Annotated in this window: 14 protein-coding genes and 1 other annotated feature; of the genes, 4 read left to right on the top strand and 10 right to left on the bottom strand. The window is 39.5% G+C overall.

Going from position 1 to position 17,799, the window contains the following annotated elements:
- Positions 1 to 120: 120 nt before the first annotated feature.
- Positions 121 to 1,602, bottom strand: coding sequence for a Na+/H+ antiporter NhaC family protein (locus ACLR96_RS08700; protein ID WP_177268252.1), 1,482 nt, complete (start codon positions 1,600 to 1,602; stop codon positions 121 to 123).
- 257 nt (positions 1,603 to 1,859) lie between these two features.
- Positions 1,860 to 2,133 (top strand) — a binding site (T-box leader).
- Between the two features lie 69 nt (positions 2,134 to 2,202).
- On the opposite strand from ACLR96_RS08700, the gene ACLR96_RS08705 reads away from it, so the two are divergent.
- Positions 2,203 to 3,750 (top strand): sodium:solute symporter family transporter, encoded by a 1,548-nt coding sequence (locus ACLR96_RS08705; RefSeq protein ID WP_177268254.1) that lies wholly within the window; start codon positions 2,203 to 2,205, stop codon positions 3,748 to 3,750.
- Positions 3,751 to 3,822: 72 nt separating this feature from the next.
- Here the strand turns inward: ACLR96_RS08705 and ACLR96_RS08710 are convergent, their stop codons facing one another.
- On the bottom strand, positions 3,823 to 6,402 hold the full coding sequence (locus tag ACLR96_RS08710; RefSeq protein WP_177268256.1) for a VaFE repeat-containing surface-anchored protein: 2,580 nt from the start codon (positions 6,400 to 6,402) through the stop codon (positions 3,823 to 3,825).
- Between the two features lie 260 nt (positions 6,403 to 6,662).
- Complete coding sequence (locus tag ACLR96_RS08715; protein WP_177268258.1) at positions 6,663 to 7,151, bottom strand: pyridoxamine 5'-phosphate oxidase family protein; 489 nt, start codon at positions 7,149 to 7,151, stop codon at positions 6,663 to 6,665.
- Positions 7,152 to 7,257: 106 nt separating this feature from the next.
- Here ACLR96_RS08715 and ACLR96_RS08720 point away from each other — a divergent pair, with 106 nt between their 5' ends.
- The 3 genes from ACLR96_RS08720 to ACLR96_RS08730 all read left to right on the top strand — a co-directional run bounded on the left by ACLR96_RS08720 (position 7,258) and on the right by ACLR96_RS08730 (position 11,054).
- The gene (locus ACLR96_RS08720; protein ID WP_177268260.1) at positions 7,258 to 7,920 is read left to right on the top strand and encodes a Crp/Fnr family transcriptional regulator; all 663 of its coding nucleotides are present in this window, start codon (positions 7,258 to 7,260) and stop codon (positions 7,918 to 7,920) included.
- 89 nt (positions 7,921 to 8,009) lie between these two features.
- Positions 8,010 to 9,452, top strand: coding sequence for a basic amino acid/polyamine antiporter (locus ACLR96_RS08725; RefSeq protein WP_177268262.1), 1,443 nt, complete (start codon positions 8,010 to 8,012; stop codon positions 9,450 to 9,452).
- Positions 9,453 to 9,590: 138 nt separating this feature from the next.
- Entirely contained in the window at positions 9,591 to 11,054 is a 1,464-nt protein-coding gene (locus ACLR96_RS08730) for a citrate/2-methylcitrate synthase (RefSeq protein WP_177268263.1), read from the top strand.
- A gap of 107 nt (positions 11,055 to 11,161) precedes the next feature.
- On the opposite strand, the gene ACLR96_RS08735 is transcribed toward ACLR96_RS08730, so the two are convergent.
- From ACLR96_RS08735 to ACLR96_RS08765, 7 genes are all read right to left on the bottom strand, one after another.
- Positions 11,162 to 12,238, bottom strand: a complete 1,077-nt coding sequence (locus tag ACLR96_RS08735; protein WP_177268265.1) for a BMP family ABC transporter substrate-binding protein — start codon at positions 12,236 to 12,238, stop codon at positions 11,162 to 11,164.
- Between the two features lie 13 nt (positions 12,239 to 12,251).
- On the bottom strand, positions 12,252 to 13,055 hold the full coding sequence (locus ACLR96_RS08740) for a carbon-nitrogen hydrolase family protein (protein ID WP_412265643.1): 804 nt from the start codon (positions 13,053 to 13,055) through the stop codon (positions 12,252 to 12,254).
- Between the two features lie 14 nt (positions 13,056 to 13,069).
- Positions 13,070 to 13,711 carry an NUDIX domain-containing protein gene (locus ACLR96_RS08745; RefSeq protein WP_177268267.1) on the bottom strand — a complete coding sequence of 214 codons (642 nt, stop codon included), beginning with the start codon at positions 13,709 to 13,711 and terminating at the stop codon, positions 13,070 to 13,072.
- Positions 13,686 to 14,582: an EamA family transporter gene (locus ACLR96_RS08750; RefSeq protein WP_177268269.1), complete on the bottom strand. Its 897-nt coding sequence runs from the start codon at positions 14,580 to 14,582 to the stop codon at positions 13,686 to 13,688. Before ACLR96_RS08750 ends, ACLR96_RS08745 begins: the two co-directional genes overlap by 26 nt.
- Positions 14,583 to 14,648: 66 nt before the next feature.
- Entirely contained in the window at positions 14,649 to 15,071 is a 423-nt protein-coding gene (locus ACLR96_RS08755; protein WP_177268271.1) for a hypothetical protein, read from the bottom strand.
- An 84-nt stretch (positions 15,072 to 15,155) separates the two neighbouring features.
- A complete protein-coding gene (rlmN, locus tag ACLR96_RS08760; protein WP_177268273.1) occupies positions 15,156 to 16,184 on the bottom strand; it encodes a 23S rRNA (adenine(2503)-C(2))-methyltransferase RlmN in 1,029 nt (342 codons plus the stop codon).
- The coding region (locus ACLR96_RS08765) for a DUF5915 domain-containing protein (RefSeq protein WP_412265646.1) at positions 16,181 to 17,799 on the bottom strand (1,619 nt) is incomplete at its 5' end. The genes ACLR96_RS08765 and rlmN, both read right to left, overlap by 4 nt.

Consider the following 17,799-nt stretch of genomic DNA (forward strand, 5'->3'; position numbering starts at 1 on the left):
CCCTTATATATATTGCAATATTTTTCTCTCACTTTTTATACAAAAAACCGTGTCCGACAAAAATGTCGGACACGGTTTTTATTATGGCATTATGTAATGAAATTTTTCAATATGACTTTGCTACATTATGAATCCACAAATAAGGAATCCGACAGCAGCAAACGCTCCGGCCAGCAGGCCGAAAGGCATCTGTGTAAAAGCGTGCCTGAAATTATCACAACCGCAGGCTGCCGATGTGATAATCGTAGCATCTGAATAGAAACAGCAATGGCTTCCGAGAACACCTGCCGAAAGAACAGCCGCAACAGTAAGTTCCATACTTGTGCCCATCTGCTGAGCAAGAGGAATAACTATAGGCAGTGCTATTATGTACATCCCCCAGTTAGTACCCGTAATGAATTCTGTTACGCCTAACGCCAGGAATATAGCAACAGGCAAAATAGCAGGATTCACATGCGCTGATACAGACTCAATTACAAAATTAGTGAATCCGATTTCTTCATTTACTGCTGCAAACAGCCATGCAAGAACCATCAGCATAAGAGGCATGATCATATTCTGCAGACCTTTTACACAGTAATCTGCGAATTCTTCCGCATCCATGATTCCCTGAGCCAGATAAAATACAAACATTATCGCCAGCGTACAGATAACCCCCATCTGCATATCTATATCGAAATAAATAGTACATCCTACCAGTGAAACGATAGGAAGAAGCAGGTTGATAACTCTTGCATTATCAGGAATAACCAAATCGTCTCCTGCATGAATATCTATTTTCTCCGATCCCGGAGGCGCTAAAGGACCTCCTTCTTCAACTCTCTTATAAGCCTTCTTCATCGGTCCGAATACAGGAATTATTCCGAATACGATTACAGGGACCAGTATTGCTGCCGCCCATCCATAAAAGTTATACGGTATGGTTTTTATAAAGTAAAGAAGTCCTTCCCCTTCAGGAGCCCATCCGTTCACTTCAAGAAGTCTTCCGGCAAACAGCGCCCATGTGGAAATAGGGATCAACACACATAACGGAGCTGCCGTAGAGCTTACAGTGTATGCAAGCATTTCTCTTGGAATCTTATGCCTGTCTGTAAGACTTGTCATGCAAGAACCTACCGTCAGAGAGTTGAGATAATCATCAATGAATACAACAACACCCAGTATCCAAGTCCACATGAGAGCTGATTTAGGCCCTTTAGCTTTTTTAGCGGCCCACTCACCAAAAGCAAAAGCCCCTCCTGACTTTTCAATCAGAGCGATAATGCTTCCCATAAGGCCGCATACTATGATGAGCCATACCATGTCAGCATCCATCATTACCTCTGTAAGCGTCGTACTGAACTCTCCTACCACATTCACGGTATGCAGCAACATTATGAGAGACATTACACAGGATAAAATCAGAGATTCCAGTATTCTCTTGGTAGCAAAAATATAAACTATCAAGAAAAATGCCGGGAGTAATGACCACGCCCCCAGATCCTCTACATTTTCAGGCATGAGAAACGTCAGTAAATATGTTGCTATGATAACTGCAACTACAATAAGCATAGAACGCAATGGTTTGAAATTCTTAGCTTCGTTCTTCATACTTTCAGTCATATATTCCTCCTTTTCAAAATTATTAATAGATGATAACGATAACTAGTATTAACCCTTTTTTTAACAAGTTTCAAGCAGAATATTATGTTTTTTATGTATTTTTAAAATATTTAGATTTTTTCAAAAATCCCATACTGCAATACTATGCTATAGGCTGCCGGAACATTCATAAAAAATAAATACTGCATACACAATAATTCCTCTTAATACAATTCAAATTCTCTTGACATGTATTAAAATTCATGACATAATAATCGACAAATGCGAAGACCGGAAATCAGTAAGTCTTTAAGAGCCCAACAGAGAGTTGCCGTTTGGTGAGAGGCGCTGGGTGAAACAGACCGAATACATTCTGCGAGCAGTCCTCTGAACAGGAAAGATCTGTTAGAAAAATTTCCGGCAGATTCTGCACTAATTAGGACGGAACGGGTTCACCCGTAACAGTGAGCGAGTTTAGTAAGAACTCAGTGAGGCTGCAGTTGTGAAACTGCAGTGAACAGAGGTGGTAACGCGGTATGATCTGCCCTCTGAACATAGTTCGGAGGGCAGTTTTTTTATGGACTGTTCCTTCAAAAAAAAGAAAGAAAGGACGAAACAACTATGTTAACAAAACTCTTACTGCTTTTTATTTTTTTCGCTGTGATGATAGCAATCGGTATTTACTGCAGAAAACACGCCACAGATGTAAACGGCTTCGTCTTAGGAGGACGCTCAGTAGGACCTTGGCTCACAGCTTTTGCTTACGGTACATCATATTTTTCGGCAGTTATTTTCATAGGCTATGCGGGACAATTCGGATGGAAATTCGGTATCGCCTCCACATGGATAGGAATAGGCAACGCCCTGATAGGTTCCCTTTTGGCATGGGTAATACTCGGAAGACGAACCAGAATCATGACACATCATTTGGATTCTTCTACAATGCCCGAATTTTTCGGCACGCGATTCAACAGCAAACCTCTGAAAATTGGCGCATCCATAATAATATTCATATTTCTTATTCCGTATACAGCTTCTTTGTACAATGGATTATCAAGATTATTCGGCATGGCCTTCAATATAGACTACACTATATGTATCATCATAATGGCCGTACTTACAGGTATATACGTTATTGCAGGCGGCTACATGGCAACGGCTATCAATGATTTCATACAGGGAATAATCATGCTTTTCGGTATTATAGCTGTAATAGCTGCCGTTCTTATGAGCAAGGGAGGATTTACGGAAGCCATAAACGGACTTGCCCATATACAGGATCCTTCCGTCTCCTCCACACCCGGGGTATTCAATTCCTTTTTCGGACCTGATCCCATAGGACTTCTAAGCGTAGTGATTTTGACTTCCTTAGGTACATGGGGATTGCCTCAGATGGTTCAAAAATTTTACGCAATAGAAAGCGAAAAATCAATACATAAAGGAACTATAATATCTACATTATTTGCCATTATTGTCTCCGGAGGCTGCTACTTTCTCGGAGGATTCGGAAGACTCTTTTCAGATCAAATAAATATCGAAACTGATGGTTTTGACGCTATAATACCTACGATGCTCTCCAATCTGCCTGATATACTTATCGGTCTGGTGGTACTGCTGGTGCTGTCAGCTTCAATGTCGACACTCTCTTCGCTGGTAATAGCATCAAGTTCTACTCTTACACTGGATTTTCTGAAAGATAATTTTATCAAGAATATGTCCGATAAAACCCAGGTATTGATAATACGTCTTCTGATTGTGCTGTTTATAGCAATTTCAGTCATCATAGCCGTGATACAATATAAGAGCAATATAACATTCATAGCACAGCTTATGGGTGTTTCGTGGGGAGCACTGGCAGGCTCCTTCCTTGCACCGCTTCTTTACGGATTATACTGGAAAAAGACCACAAGGCTGGCATGTTGGTGCAGTTATATATTCGGAACCGGAATAATGATTCTCAACATGTTGTTCAGAGAAACTTTCCCTCAGATCATACAGTCTCCTATCAATGCAGGGGCTTTTGCTATGCTGGCAGGTATAATTATAGTTCCTGCAGTAAGCCTTATATCTCCAAAACTTGATGCGAAACTGGTATCAAACTGCTTCTCCTGTTATGAAAAAGAAGTTAAAGTCCCTGCAAAACTCTCACTCGGAGAAGACGAAGAATAATATAATAAAGTAAAATCCCGATGCTCTTAGTAATGTAGAATCAGCATCGGGATTTTCATATGATTTGCAGATTTATTTCTTTATCTCCCTCTTACGACTCAATATAGTCAAAACGGATATAATACAAACCGCGGTCATTATTATCAGCGAGATAAAAGCAGCAGAAGAAACTATATCTCCGGTCTCTGTCACATTACCAGACTCTGTTTCTATGGATACTGTCTGATTTTCATCATTTATGTCCTTATGATCCGCTATGACACTTCCTGCCCATATGAGCTCCTCAAATACAACTATATCCTTTCCTTTATAAGAAGATGTGTTAAAACTAAGCTCAATTTCAACTTCTCCCTCACTTTTTTCAGCTTCAAATTTCTTTTTGGCAGTCACTTCTCTGCTTCCAATCAGTACGGGTTTTCCTGTAGCCTTGTCCATCAGAACACCTTTTATCTCATATGTATGGCCTTTTAGAAGCCCACTGTAATGTACACTGTCAATTATTGTTATATTTTTACCATCAGCTGAGTACTCATCTTCATCCCCGGCTATTTTTGCCTTTGTTCTTATTTCCGGGTTCAAGAATTCCATGGTTTGATCCAAATCATCTATATCTTCATGTTTAGCAACAATCACATCTCCTTTCATCATCGTTTCAAATACGACTATCTGTTTTCCCTTGAGAGAAGAGGCGTCAAATTTAAACTGCATATCAATTTTGCCATCTGTATTTTTTGCTATGAAAGTTTTTTCACAGGTAACTTCCCTGCCACTCTTTTCAAGAAACGGATTTCCTGTCTTTTTATCCATTAAAATCCCTTTTAAAGTATATTCTTCACCTTTTTCCAACCCTTTATAAGAAACTCTGTCAGTAAGTGTCACAGAATCTCTGGCAAAAGTAATCCTTTCCTCATTGGCTTCACTATCCCATACATTAGTCTTGATGGATATATTTCTGTTTGTCAAGGTTCCCATCTCTATGGTATGACTGTCCCTACTGACTTCTATCTCTATACCTTCAAGTAGCTTATATCCCTCGTTATTCCTGCATGGAAGCTCATCTATCCTGTAACGGCCGTATGGAAGAGCACCTCTATCAGATTTCAGCGCATCTTGCTCACCAAACCAAATGCCGGCTGAAAAATCAATCTTTGAATCATCAAAACTCTTTCCGTCCCATGCTTTATCATTGATATTCATCTTTTCCGAATGCGGATTGAAAGAATCCTCGGTAGAGGCATATCCGTTCTCATCTGTAACAATTATATGTTGTTCACCGCTTTCAACATTTTTTCCGTCATCTTGCAATGCTGTAATGCTGAAAGGAATTCCTGACATTCTTTTATTTGAGCCTTCAGCAATTTTATTAAATTTAAGATCTCCTCGTTTTATATTATTAGGAACTTCCGGAGCCTGATACACGTCAACTTCTGCTGATTCTCCCTCAGCAGTAATAAAAGACACATTCACTTCTTCATTCAGAAGATACCCTTTAGGTGCTTTTATTTCCCTGACTGCTATAACTCCGAGAGGAAGCGCCGGAGCCTTTTTATCAGAAGGATTACGATATAATTCCGACTGCTCATAGCCTTTCGCCAGATATGAGCTTTCCCATTTAACCTTACCTTCCTCATCCGTTCTGAAATACCATGTTCTCAGAGCCTTAAATTTACTGAAATCCTTATCAGAAGGTATATCTGATTTCTTCATTCCGTAAAAATCGACCTTGAATACAGCACCTTCCAGAGAAGCCCCTTTTTGTGGGGAATAGGATTTACCCCCGTCAATTGCATCTTTTTTTCCCGTTTCGCTGTCATATTTATATAGAGCAATTTCTGCCGGATTCCTCACAGGCGGCTCTTTTGATATGATATTTATCTTACCTGATGACCCATCTTTAACATATATGGCTTCATCTCTTACATACCCGTCAGATGATTTTATTTCTTTTACAATTATATCTTTTGCGGCTTCAGGACTGACCGTTATATTTGACGAAGCTCTTCCCTTTTCATCAGTAATCATTGTTTCAAGCAGAGTATTTCCACTATATATGCCATATTCCGCACCCTTAAGAGAGTAGCATGCATTTCCTTCTGTGAATGTTTTATCAGCACTTTCCTTAGTTACAGTCACAGAAACTTTTACGGCAGGATTAACTGCTACTAATCTTTGATGTGATGACTTAGAAGATGTATACAATATATAGGATGTCCCTGACTGTGTAGTATCTTTTGAGTCAAGAAATTTTTTGAAAGCAGCATAATTAGGATTGCCGTTCCCTGTCCCATTATTGAAATAATGATCTAATACAAGGGAAGTTGCTACTATAGCCGACTCCGTATCCGAAAATCCGGACCATTGACCGGGTCCTCCATATCCATAATACAGCGTCTTTGCTATATCAACATTATTTCCTTCAGACATGATAACTTTAGTTCCTGTAGGAGGTGTGACCTTTATATGATCACAGCAAAACACCGGCTTTCCATCTATAGAGAATCTCCCCACTGTCGTCATTCCATCGGACGCTGAGCCTCTGTTAGTCACTGTATATTCAGCCGCTTCCGATGCTATTGATGCTGCTGTCCCTGCCAAAACAAGTAAAATCAATATTATGGCTATAAGCCTCCCCCTTTTTTTCAATCTCTGCATTATAACTCCCCCTTTTTGAATTTAATGCTATTTTTTACATTTTTTTCTATAAAAGGATTATACTACATATTAATTTATATAAAAAGTCTTTTTATTCGACAAAATTCGACATCAATGTCCATTTCACAAACCCAGTTACAAAGGAGCTTTACTTTCAAAATTTATTCTGATCTTTCAATACTCATAATTATATTTTCTGCACATAAAAAGCAGATCCCTATATCACTTAGGACACAGGGATCCGCTTAATTTTACTACTGTTATTTCACATCAAAAGACTCGGCCATATTTTCCTTGCCTTTGATATCCTCAACATCTATACACAAAAGTGCTGTTTTTCCAATAGCAGCATCTACAAACTTCATTCCGCCTTCTATGAAATCAGGAGAAAGCTTATAAATAAACTGTTCCAGTATTCTTCTTCTCTCACTTTCATCTTCCACAAATGAAATCTTTCCAAAAGCAACCACACTCTGATATGCAGCAGTGAACTTATCCTGCTGTACTCTTGAATTCAATATTGCCGAAAAACAAACTTTGTTATTCTTTTTTATTGCATCAATCTTATATCCATATTTAGCGGAATGGATATAAATCTTATCATTATCGTAAACATAATTCACAGGCACAGCATAGGGATATCCGTCATCTCCGTTTACAGCCAACGTCCCGTGATTCCCTTTAGCAAATACTTCTTTAACTGCAGTTTCACTTAACTGTCTTTCCTTTTTATACATTTCTCTGTTCATAAAGATTCCCTCCTTTGGTTTTTCGATTATATCATTATTTCATATCAACTAATGTTGCCATTGCAACATAATTCTTACCATTGTATAATTTTTCTGAGGTGAGTATATGAATTATAATATAAAAGCAATTAAAAAACTTGATCTATTTGCAGGAATCAAAGAAACAGATCTGGAAGGTATCATATCATGTATCGGCTGTCAGATAAAAAATTTTTCAAAGGGCCAGTTTATTCTCCTCGAATCAGATGAGGTAAAATGGATACATATAGTACTTTCGGGAACCGTACACACTCTTAAGCAGGATATATGGGGAAATGAAACTATTTTATCAGTCTCGAAAGAAAATCAGCTTTTCGGAGAAACATTTGCAGGTTCAAATAATCCTGTTTCTTCCGTATCATTTTATGCCGCGCGAAACACTGAAGTTCTTTCCGTACCTTTTCATCGCATAATGCACACTTGTACTCTGTCCTGTGTGTTCCACCACCGGGTAATAGAAAATATGGTATCTCTGATAGCTGATAAGAACAAACAACTGATGGAGAAACTCGCTATTATATCCCAAAAAACACTGAGAAAAAAAATACTCACATATCTTTCCCTGCAGATACAGCAAAATAACGGAAAAAATAAGTTTACTATCCCTCTGGGAAGACTGGAACTTGCCAACTATCTCAATGTGGACAGAAGTGCTCTTACAAGAGAACTCAATAACATGAAAAAAGAGGGTATCATAGATTATTCCAAAAACACATTTAAAATTATTTAATAAATTTTTTTAATGATTTGGGAAATACTCCTTATTATACGGTGTATATCAGCATCTAACTGATATACTTATCAATTAAGGAGTTTTTTATGGAACGCAATAAAACTAAAACAAATCAACTTGGTTTCGGCGGCCTTACCGCTATGATCATCGGTTCGACTATCGGAGCCGGAATATTCACTATTGCCGGAGATATGGCATCTAACGGAGCTCACACAGGCAGTGTTCTTATAGGCTGGGGCATATGCGGAATAGGTATGTATGCACTGATGATGTCTTTTTTCGGACTTAACAAAGTAAAGCCGGAACTGACTAACGGTATATACAGTTATGCCAAAGAAGGGTTCGGTGAATTTGTAGGCTTTAATTCCGCATGGGGATACTGGATGAGCGCACTTATATGCAATGTTTCTTATATAACGCTTCTGTTCGGATCTCTGGGATATTTCTTTCCTATATTTGAAGACGGCAATAATTCCATTTCAGTTATCTGTGGATCTATTTTCGTATGGCTGCTTGTGGCCCTTGTACTCAAAGGTGTGAGACAGGCTACTCTAATAACAATCATAGCCACTATATGCAAACTCATTCCTCTCTTCGTATTTATTGTAGCTATACCTCTCACAGCTAAATTTGACTTTGAGATATTCACAGATAATTTCTGGGGAAACGGAACGCTTTCTTTAGGTTCTCAGATAATGGCTACCACATCTTCCACTGTATGGGCATTCATAGGTGTTGAAGGGGCTGTAGTACTTTCAGCAAGAGCAAGAAAATCAAGCGATGTGGGCAAAGCATCTTTAACAGGTTTTCTGGGACTGTTGGCTCTCTATGTGATAGTAGCTGTTCTCAGCATGGGAGTACTGACTACAGAAGAGCTCGCTTCACTTGACAATCCACAGATGGCTCAGATACTGGAAATAGCAGTAGGACCATGGGGAGCCACCCTTGTAAATATCGGCGTTATAATATCTATTGCCGGAGCCCTGCTTGGCTGGACAATAATAGCTGCCGAATGCCCATATGAGGCCGCCAAACAAGGAGTTTTCACCAATTCCTTTGCAAAAAGCAATAAGAACGATTCACCGTCAGTAGCTCTCCTCATTACAAATATACTTGTTCAGGCATTTCTTCTTATAGTCCTTTTCAACGAATCTTCTTATCTTGCCTTCTATACTATAGGTTCCTCAATGATAATGCTCCCGTATCTGCTAAGCGCTCTGTATTATGCAAAACTCACGAGCAGAAGAAAAAATCTTGGAGACATCTCATCAGGAGAACTTGCAAGAGAACGCATCTTTGCCATTATTGGAAGTATATACGGAGTATGGATGATAATATCAGCCGGAATAGTCCAATTTCTGGTTACAAGTATATTATACGCTCCTGGTATACTCGTATATATAAAAGGACGCAAAGAAAAAAATCTCAGCAGCTTCAGGCCATATGAAAGAAATATAGCAATTCTTCTCGTATGCCTTGCTGTATTATCAATAATACTACTGTTCATGGGAACAATAAATCCTTTTTAAAATCATAGCGGTTCATTTTTTCGTACTAATTTGCGGTTAGCATAGATTAATTACCATACACAAATTAATATGTTTTACTTTACTCTACTGATGTGTTATACTATTTCTTGTGATTAAGTTAACAGGAGGAGGTCTTGAATGTTTAACAAGAAAAAAAGCAAAAAGCATGACATAAAAAAGACCGTAAAAAGTGCGGTAAGGGAAGAAATAAAAAATACAGTAAAATCCACAATTGTACAGGATTTTCTTGACAGCAGTGCCGAAAGCATTGAAAAGAACGATCAGATCGAGACAGATCTCTATATAAAAAACAATGTAAAACGAGGTTTAAGAAATGCAAACGGCACCGGAGTCGTTGTAGGACTGACTAAAATAGGTGATGTGCGCGGTTACGATATGGACTCTGCCGGCAACAAGGTTCCTATTGAAGGGAAACTTTTTTACAGGGGATATAGTATAGAAGATATCGTGCAAAATTGTATCGATGAAAATCGATTTGGTTTCGAGGAAGTTACTTTCTTGCTTATATTCGGAACTCTTCCGAGCAAATCAGAACTGGAAGCATTCAAAAAAATGCTCGGAGCAAAGAGAGAACTCCCTAACGGTTTCGCCAGAGATATGATCCTAACGACTCCTTCAAACAATATTATGAATAAACTGGCAAGAAGCGTATTGGCTCTGTACTGTTACGATGACAATCCTGATGACACGTCTATATCCAATGTGCTTCGCCAATCTATAAATTTAATAGGTTATTTCCCTGCTCTCATAGCCTACGCCTATCAGGCAAAATCTTCATTTTATGATAACATGAGTCTCCACTTGCACAATCCGATCCCTGAACTTTCCACATCGGAAAACATACTTAGGATGATAAGACCTATGGGAGAATATATGGATATCGAGGCAAAATTACTGGATCTGTCCATGATTCTCCATGCTGAACACGGCGGAGGAAACAACTCATCTTTCACAACTCACCTAATATCCTCCACAGGAACCGATACATATTCTGCTATATCTGCAGCAATAGGATCATTGAAAGGCCCACGGCACGGAGGAGCAAATATTGCCGTAATAAATATGATAGCTGATATAAAAGCTCATGTTCCTGATTTTAACAACAGAGGTAAACTTGATGATTATCTTGTAAAACTCCTTAAAAAAGAGGCCTATGATAAAAGTGGTCTTATATATGGTATGGGGCACGCCATATATACTTTGTCAGATCCAAGAGCTAAGCTTCTCAAATCCATGTCAAAGAAGCTGGCCGAAAACAAAAATCTCGTAGATGATTTTCTGCTGTGCGATTATATAGAAAGACGCACTCCGCAGCTGTATGCAGAAGTTACCGGAACAGAAAAACCTATGCCTGCCAATGTTGATCTTTATTCAGGCTTTGTATATGACGCACTGGATATTCCTATAACCATAGCGACTCCACTATTTGCTACAGCAAGACTTTCAGGCTGGTGCGCACATAGAATAGAGGAAATTGTGGCCGGAAGAAAACTCATGCGTCCTGCATATAAATCAGTTCAGGAACCGAGAGAATACATAAGTATGAAGCACAGACATTCCTCTCATGCCACTAAAAAATAAACTCATACAAAAAGACTCTGTTTTTACAGAGTCTTTTTTATTCAGGCAATATATAACAAAAAATAACAGTGAGCAGAATATACTGCTCACCAACCTCTATATTAAGATCAAATTTCAGAAACAGACACATTTGACAATCCCAGTGATGAGAGATCTCCGCTGTTATATTTTTTCACGACAATACTTCCATCTTTGATTTTATCAAAAATGCTGTCATACTGGCTTTTGGAAAAGCTGCTGAAACGGCTATTTTCCATATCCAGCCATATACCATTGTTTTCAGCATTATAATACTCTGCTGAACCTCCCGGGAATTCATCGCTTTTATACTGCTTCAGCAATTCTTCCAAAACTCCTGATATATCTTTGACTGCAGAAGTCATAACAGTATCCGACATCTGAGATTTATCAGTCTCTGCAGCTATTATCTTTTTGTCATTGAGCTCCGCCGCTTCTATCACGGGCTGTTCTACCTGCCTGCCACACGCAAAAACAGCCTCTGTTCCACTTTGATACCACTCTGATGTCATATCCAGGATCGAATTCCTATCATCATCATCAGTGCAATAATGATACTTTACATTTACCGAAACACCATCCTCCTGTGATGCCGCTTCTGCTCCCTGTAAAAATCCATATCCGTAATCCATTATAGTAGGATTCTTTGTTGATCCCATAAAACCAAGCTGTGTCTTCCCGTCTTTTACAGCGCTGTAGCCGGCCAAATATCCGGCTTGTTCCGAAGCAAAGATAACAACTGCAGTATTATCACCGGTCTTTGCTTTTCCTGATTCCTGATCTACAGGCTCCGCATCTATAAGAATAAATTTTACATCCTTGTACTCTTTCTGGGCATTGTATACTACGTCTTCAAAGGAATATCCATCAGCCACTATAACTTTTGCGCCTTTATCAACAGCATTATCAATAACTTCTTTATATGCAGTTTCAGAAGCCTCTGATGCTTTATAATACTTATGGGAAACACCCTTTTCAGAACCAAATTTACTGATAGCCGTCCAAGCTACCTCGCTGTATCCTCCGTCCATGATCATCCCGGCATCTGTCACCATAGCTATATCATAATCAATCTGCTCCTCCGGCTGCTCTTCTTCCGGAGCTCCGCAGCCTGCCATAACAGCCACCATGGCAAAAGATAAAAGCAATACCAAAACTTTTTTCATAATCTCAGTCCTCCTAATACAGTTCTTCTCTTCTATGTTTCAGCAAAGGCAATTGCTGTCTTACAGACTCAACTGTTTCTATATCCACATCTCCGTATATTATACATTCTCTCTCATCAGCATGAGATATAAACCGTCCCCATGGATCTACGATGCAAGATCCTCCGTATGCCTGATACGGTCCTGCCTCGTCTCTTGCAGGGGAATTTGCTGCAAAGTACACTTGATTGTCAAGAGCCCTTGCTCTCATGGTAATATCCCAGTGAGAGGGTCCTGTTGTAAGATTAAAGGCAGCCGGCAATATTATCACCTTAGCTCCTGACAGAGCCATTTTTCTGAACCATTCCGGAAATCTCACATCATAGCATATAGCCACTCCCACCTTGCAGAACTCTGTATCAATAATAGTCATATCATGTCCCGCCGTAAGAGTATCAGACTCCATGAATCTTATTCCCCCTTTGACGTCTATGTCAAACAGATGAACTTTTCGGTGCTTTCCTATTATATTGCCTTTTCGGTCAAATGAAAATGATGTATTGAAAACATCTTCTCCGTCAATCTCCGGTATAGACCCTCCTATTAGATATATTCCCAAATCCGAGGCAATACTCGAAAGGAATTCCACGGTCTCCCCGCTTTCCTTCTCCGCATATTTCCGGAAATAATCATTAGAATAAGGACAGTTCCACATTTCCGGAAGAGAAATTATTTCTGCTCCGTTACCTGCAGCCTCCCTTATAAATTTCTCTGCTTTCTGCATACTTTCTTTCTTATTGAAAGACCCTTTCATCTGGCACAATCCGAGTTTAAACACACTTGCCTCCAATCTCACGACTCACGAATATCACCGCTTTTTATTGAATCAATAACTCTTTTGGTTATCCTTGCTGTGAGTCCCCATATAACATTTCCGTCTTTTTCTTCATATACGGGAACGGGAGCCCGCCCCTTTCTCCAGCTGTAAGGAGCTCCCTTCGTGACCTTTTCATATGGAAAATCCTCAGGAGGATCCGGTACTACATCGGTCCAATAGATATCAGGCTCATTGTTCATCAACCATTCTATACTCACCAAAAAAGTACTCTCCACCTCAGCCTCGTTAAGTGTCATATTATCGAGAGCTTCAACATCCATCACACCGAGATAACAGTACATAGCAAAATTACTGTAAGTATATATGGTATCAAGCTGACTGATAACCCTAATCTTATCCTGAGGCACCCCTATTTCTTCCCATGTTTCCCGCAGAGCACACTCCTCAGTACTTTCTCCATCTTCCAATTCTCCTCCCGGAAAACATATCTCGCCGGGCTGCCTTTTCATATGTTTCGCCCGCCTCTCATAAAGAAGATGCAAATGTCCGTCTTTTTCCACAACAGGAACCAGTATCGAAAAAAATTTAAAGAATTCTTCGTTACCCGATTCTTTATTTTTAAATATCCTTTCAATATCCGCTATCTTTAAGCTCATTCTCTTTCCTCTGAAATCTTATATTCATATATGATGCAATTAGAATACATCCGATACCTACATACGTGTTCCAAAGTATAGTTTCCTTTAAAAATATCACTGCCATAACCGGAGCTATTGCCGGTTTTATAAAAAATGCCAGCGATCCGGTAGATGCATCTGATGCCTTTATGGCCATAAAGTAGCAGAAATATCCTACTCCCGTTACGAATATCCCCACATACATTACAAGCCATGCATTATCAGTTATCCCTTCCGTCACAGGTTTTCCCGTTATAAGTATTATTATAAACAAAACAAGTGAACCTAATATGAAACTTATACTTGTTTGTGCCATTATTCCCATTTTTTCCACGCTTACTTTTCCCGCTACTGTATAAGCACCGAAGAAAACCGCGGCAAGAAGCATATATATTATACCTGTTACTGTATTTCCCTCCTGAACATTCCACGGTTTTATCATAAATACAAGACCGATCAGACCGATTCCCAGAACAATAAATTTATATTTATTGAGTCTTTCGCCTGCAAAAAAATGAGCAAATATCATAGTAAAAAGAGGATTTATGCATATAAGTACCGAAGCTGTAGCTGCATTGGAATTCATTATCCCAAGCTGAAAAAATACCATACTGAGAGGTATCCCCAATATGCCTACTCCTGCCAGTCTTATAAAATCTCTTCCTGTCAGCTTCACACTGTTTTTTTTAAGTTCTGCCACAGCAAAAGGCAGCAATATGAGTCCGCCTATAGCAAATCTCAAAAATGTAAGCTGAAACGGATCAAACTGACTGCCCGCCGCTTTACATGCAACCTCCATGGTTCCAAACAAAAATGCTGTCAATATCACATAAATATATGCTTTTTTCATCAAATTCACGTCCTTAAAAAAGACGGTGTACCCACCGCCTTTTATCTCTTGCTTAACTGCTGCCAATTAATTTAAAATCTCACACCCGTCAAAGTTTACACCTATCATTTCTTCTTTTTCTGCACTTACACTTACCACAAAATCCAGGTCGAATAATTTGGATATGGCCTTGAGTCTGTCTATAAACTCAGGAAGATCACCGAGGGAAACATCAGCATGTTTAAGTATGCTGTCTATGAATATCGTTTCAATATCATGGTCGGAACTGATTATTCCATAGATAAATCCTATGTATTCATCAATATTGGTTATATTCTCATAGTCTTCCATGCATATGACTCTTATGTCGTGTGCCAGTTCGTAATTAAGCCTGTGATTTTTATTAATGAATATTATGCTTCCATTGCTTTTCTCAACGCTGTCATTCGCAATCTGTACCATCTGTCCCGTCTTCCCGCTACCCTTATGTCCTATGAGTAATTTCACCATAATATTACCTCCTCGATATATTGATATAAGCACATTTATTTTAAATACAATTATACACTATGGTGATATATTGAGCAACCATTTTTATTGAGCCTTTCTTCTCAGCTGACCGCATGCTCCTTCTATATCCGCTCCCATTTCTCTGCGCACTGTGGCGGCAATTCCGCTTCGGCGTAGTTTCTCCGCAAGCTCTTCGGCATACTTTCTGCTGCTCCCAGTAAATCCCGTCTCCTTCACTTCATTGAGAGGTATGAGATTTATGTGACAGAGCATATTTTTAAGCTTCCTCTTCATCAGGTCAATGTCATGCAAACTGTCGTTTTCACCCTTTATAAGGGCATATTCAAAGGTAACCCGCCTTCCTGTCTTTTTTCCGTAATCATCGGCTGCCTGAAGAAGCTCGTCTACCGGGTACCGGCTGTTTACAGGCATTATGACACTTCTACCCTCATCATCCAGTCTGTGAAGTGATATAGCCAAATTTACCTGCGGAAAATCGTCTGCAAACCTCTCTATGGCAGGGATTATACCGCTTGTAGACACCGTTATATTCCTATAACTGAGATTTTTGCCATCGGGATCATGAAGGAGCTCAAGAAATCTGCCGAGGTTTTCATAATTATCAAAAGGCTCCCCCATTCCCATAACTACTATATGATTTATACTTTCGCCTGTTTCTTTCTCTGCTGCAAATATCTGATCCAGCATTTCCCCTGCCGTAAGATTCCTGACAAATCCGCCGAGAGCTGATGCACAGAATCTGCATCCCATTTTACAGCCCACCTGGGAAGATACACACAACGAGTTTCCGTATTTATATTTCATAAATACTCCTTCAACAGCATTGCCGTCTTCAAGACCGAACAGAAATTTTCTTGTCCCGTCCGTTTTGTCGTGTTGCACCTCAAGTACATCAAGCTGCCCTATATATGCCGTTTTCTTCAGCTTTTCTCTCAGCTTCAGAGAAAAATCAGTCATATCATCAAAATTCTTAATTCCGCTGTATATCCATTTAAAAAGCTGCTTACCACGAAAGGGGGCTTCACCCGCCCCCTTCATAAAATCTTTTAATTCACTTGCAGTAAGCCCCATAAGGTTTACTTTTTCCATCATACCTTCTCCACGCCGAGGCCTGTCTTGTATCCATTAATATCGAAAGTATCAAGACCATTCTTATCTTCTATGGAAACTGCCAGAGTTTCATTCATTATATAGTCTTTATACGATTCAACCGCAGCCTTAACTTCATCATCAGCCTCAACATAAATCTTTATATTATCCATCATCTCATAATCATTCTGCTTTCTCAGCTGCTGTATTTTGGATACGATTTCTCTGGCAAGGCCTTCCTCTGCCAGTTCAGGGGTTACAGTAGTGTCAAGTATTGTAAATACATTGTTTTCCATAGCCACTGCAAATCCGTCTTTTGCGGAAATCTTTACGTCTACCATTTCATCGGTGATTTCAACATTTTCTCCACCGATTTCCATGACTATCTTTCCATCAACTTCAAGCTTTGCCACAACATCTGCTGCATCAGCCTTGGCAAGAGCTCCGCCAAAGGCTTTTATATTCTTGCCTAAAACAGGTCCTGCCACTTTGAAATTAGGCTTGAGAGCATAATTCATATACTCATCCAGCTTGTTTTCAAAAATAACTTTCTTGACATTCAGCTCTTCCATGATGAGCGGTGTCAGATCCTCTATTACAGCCTGATACTTGCCGTCTACGAGAATTTCGGAAAGAGGCTGTCTAACCTTTATTCTTTCTTTTTCTCTCGTTCCTCTTCCAAGGCCTACCAAAGTTCTCACAAGATCCATTCTTTCCTCTACCTTGTTGTCTATGAGAGATTCATCAGCCTTAGGAAAATATGCCAGATGTACTGACTCTTCTCCCGTAAGATTGATATAAATCTCATCTGCTATAAACGGTGCGAACGGAGCTATCATTTTAGATATGCCGACAAGGACTTCATATGTTGTAGCATATACCGACTTCTTATCCTCATCCAGTTCCTCTGCCCAGAATCTTCTTCTGGCTCTTCTGATATACCAGTTGGAAAGGTCTTCGTTGACGAATTCCTGTATCTTTCTCACAGATTTCATATGGTCGTATCTGTCCATATCTTCCGTAACTTCTTTTATCAGGTTATTGTATTTTGATATTATCCATCTGTCCAGCTCAGGTCTCTTATCATATGCCACTTCAAGTAAAGCAGGATCGAGATTATCTTGATTGGAATAAAGTGCGAAGAAGTTATATACATTCTTCAAAGTACCGAAGAATTTGCTCACGATCTCGATAAGACCGTCTTCATCAAACTTTGTAGGTGACCATGCCGGCGATACGTGAAGCAGATACCATCTTGTGGCGTCTGCACCGTACTTATCAAAGAGCTGGAACGGGTCTACAGTATTGCCCTTGGATTTACTCATTTTCTTGCCGTTTTTATCAAGAATCAGGTCGTTTACCAGAACATTCTTGTACGGAGCCTTGCCCTTGATAAATGTGGAAATTGCCATCAGTGAGTAGAACCATCCCCTCGTCTGATCTATACCTTCACAGATAAAGTCAGCCGGGAACATTTCCTCGTCAAATTTTTCGCGGTTTTCAAACGGATAGTGCTGCTGTGCAAACGGCATCGCTCCGCTGTCAAACCAGCAGTCCATTACTTCAGGTATTCTCGTCATCGGCTTACCGCATTCAGGACATGTAAGATGTACATCAT

The sequence above is a fragment of the Lentihominibacter sp. genome (assembly GCF_046951855.1).
In the GTDB taxonomy this organism is placed as follows: domain Bacteria; phylum Bacillota; class Clostridia; order Peptostreptococcales; family Anaerovoracaceae; genus Lentihominibacter; species Lentihominibacter hominis.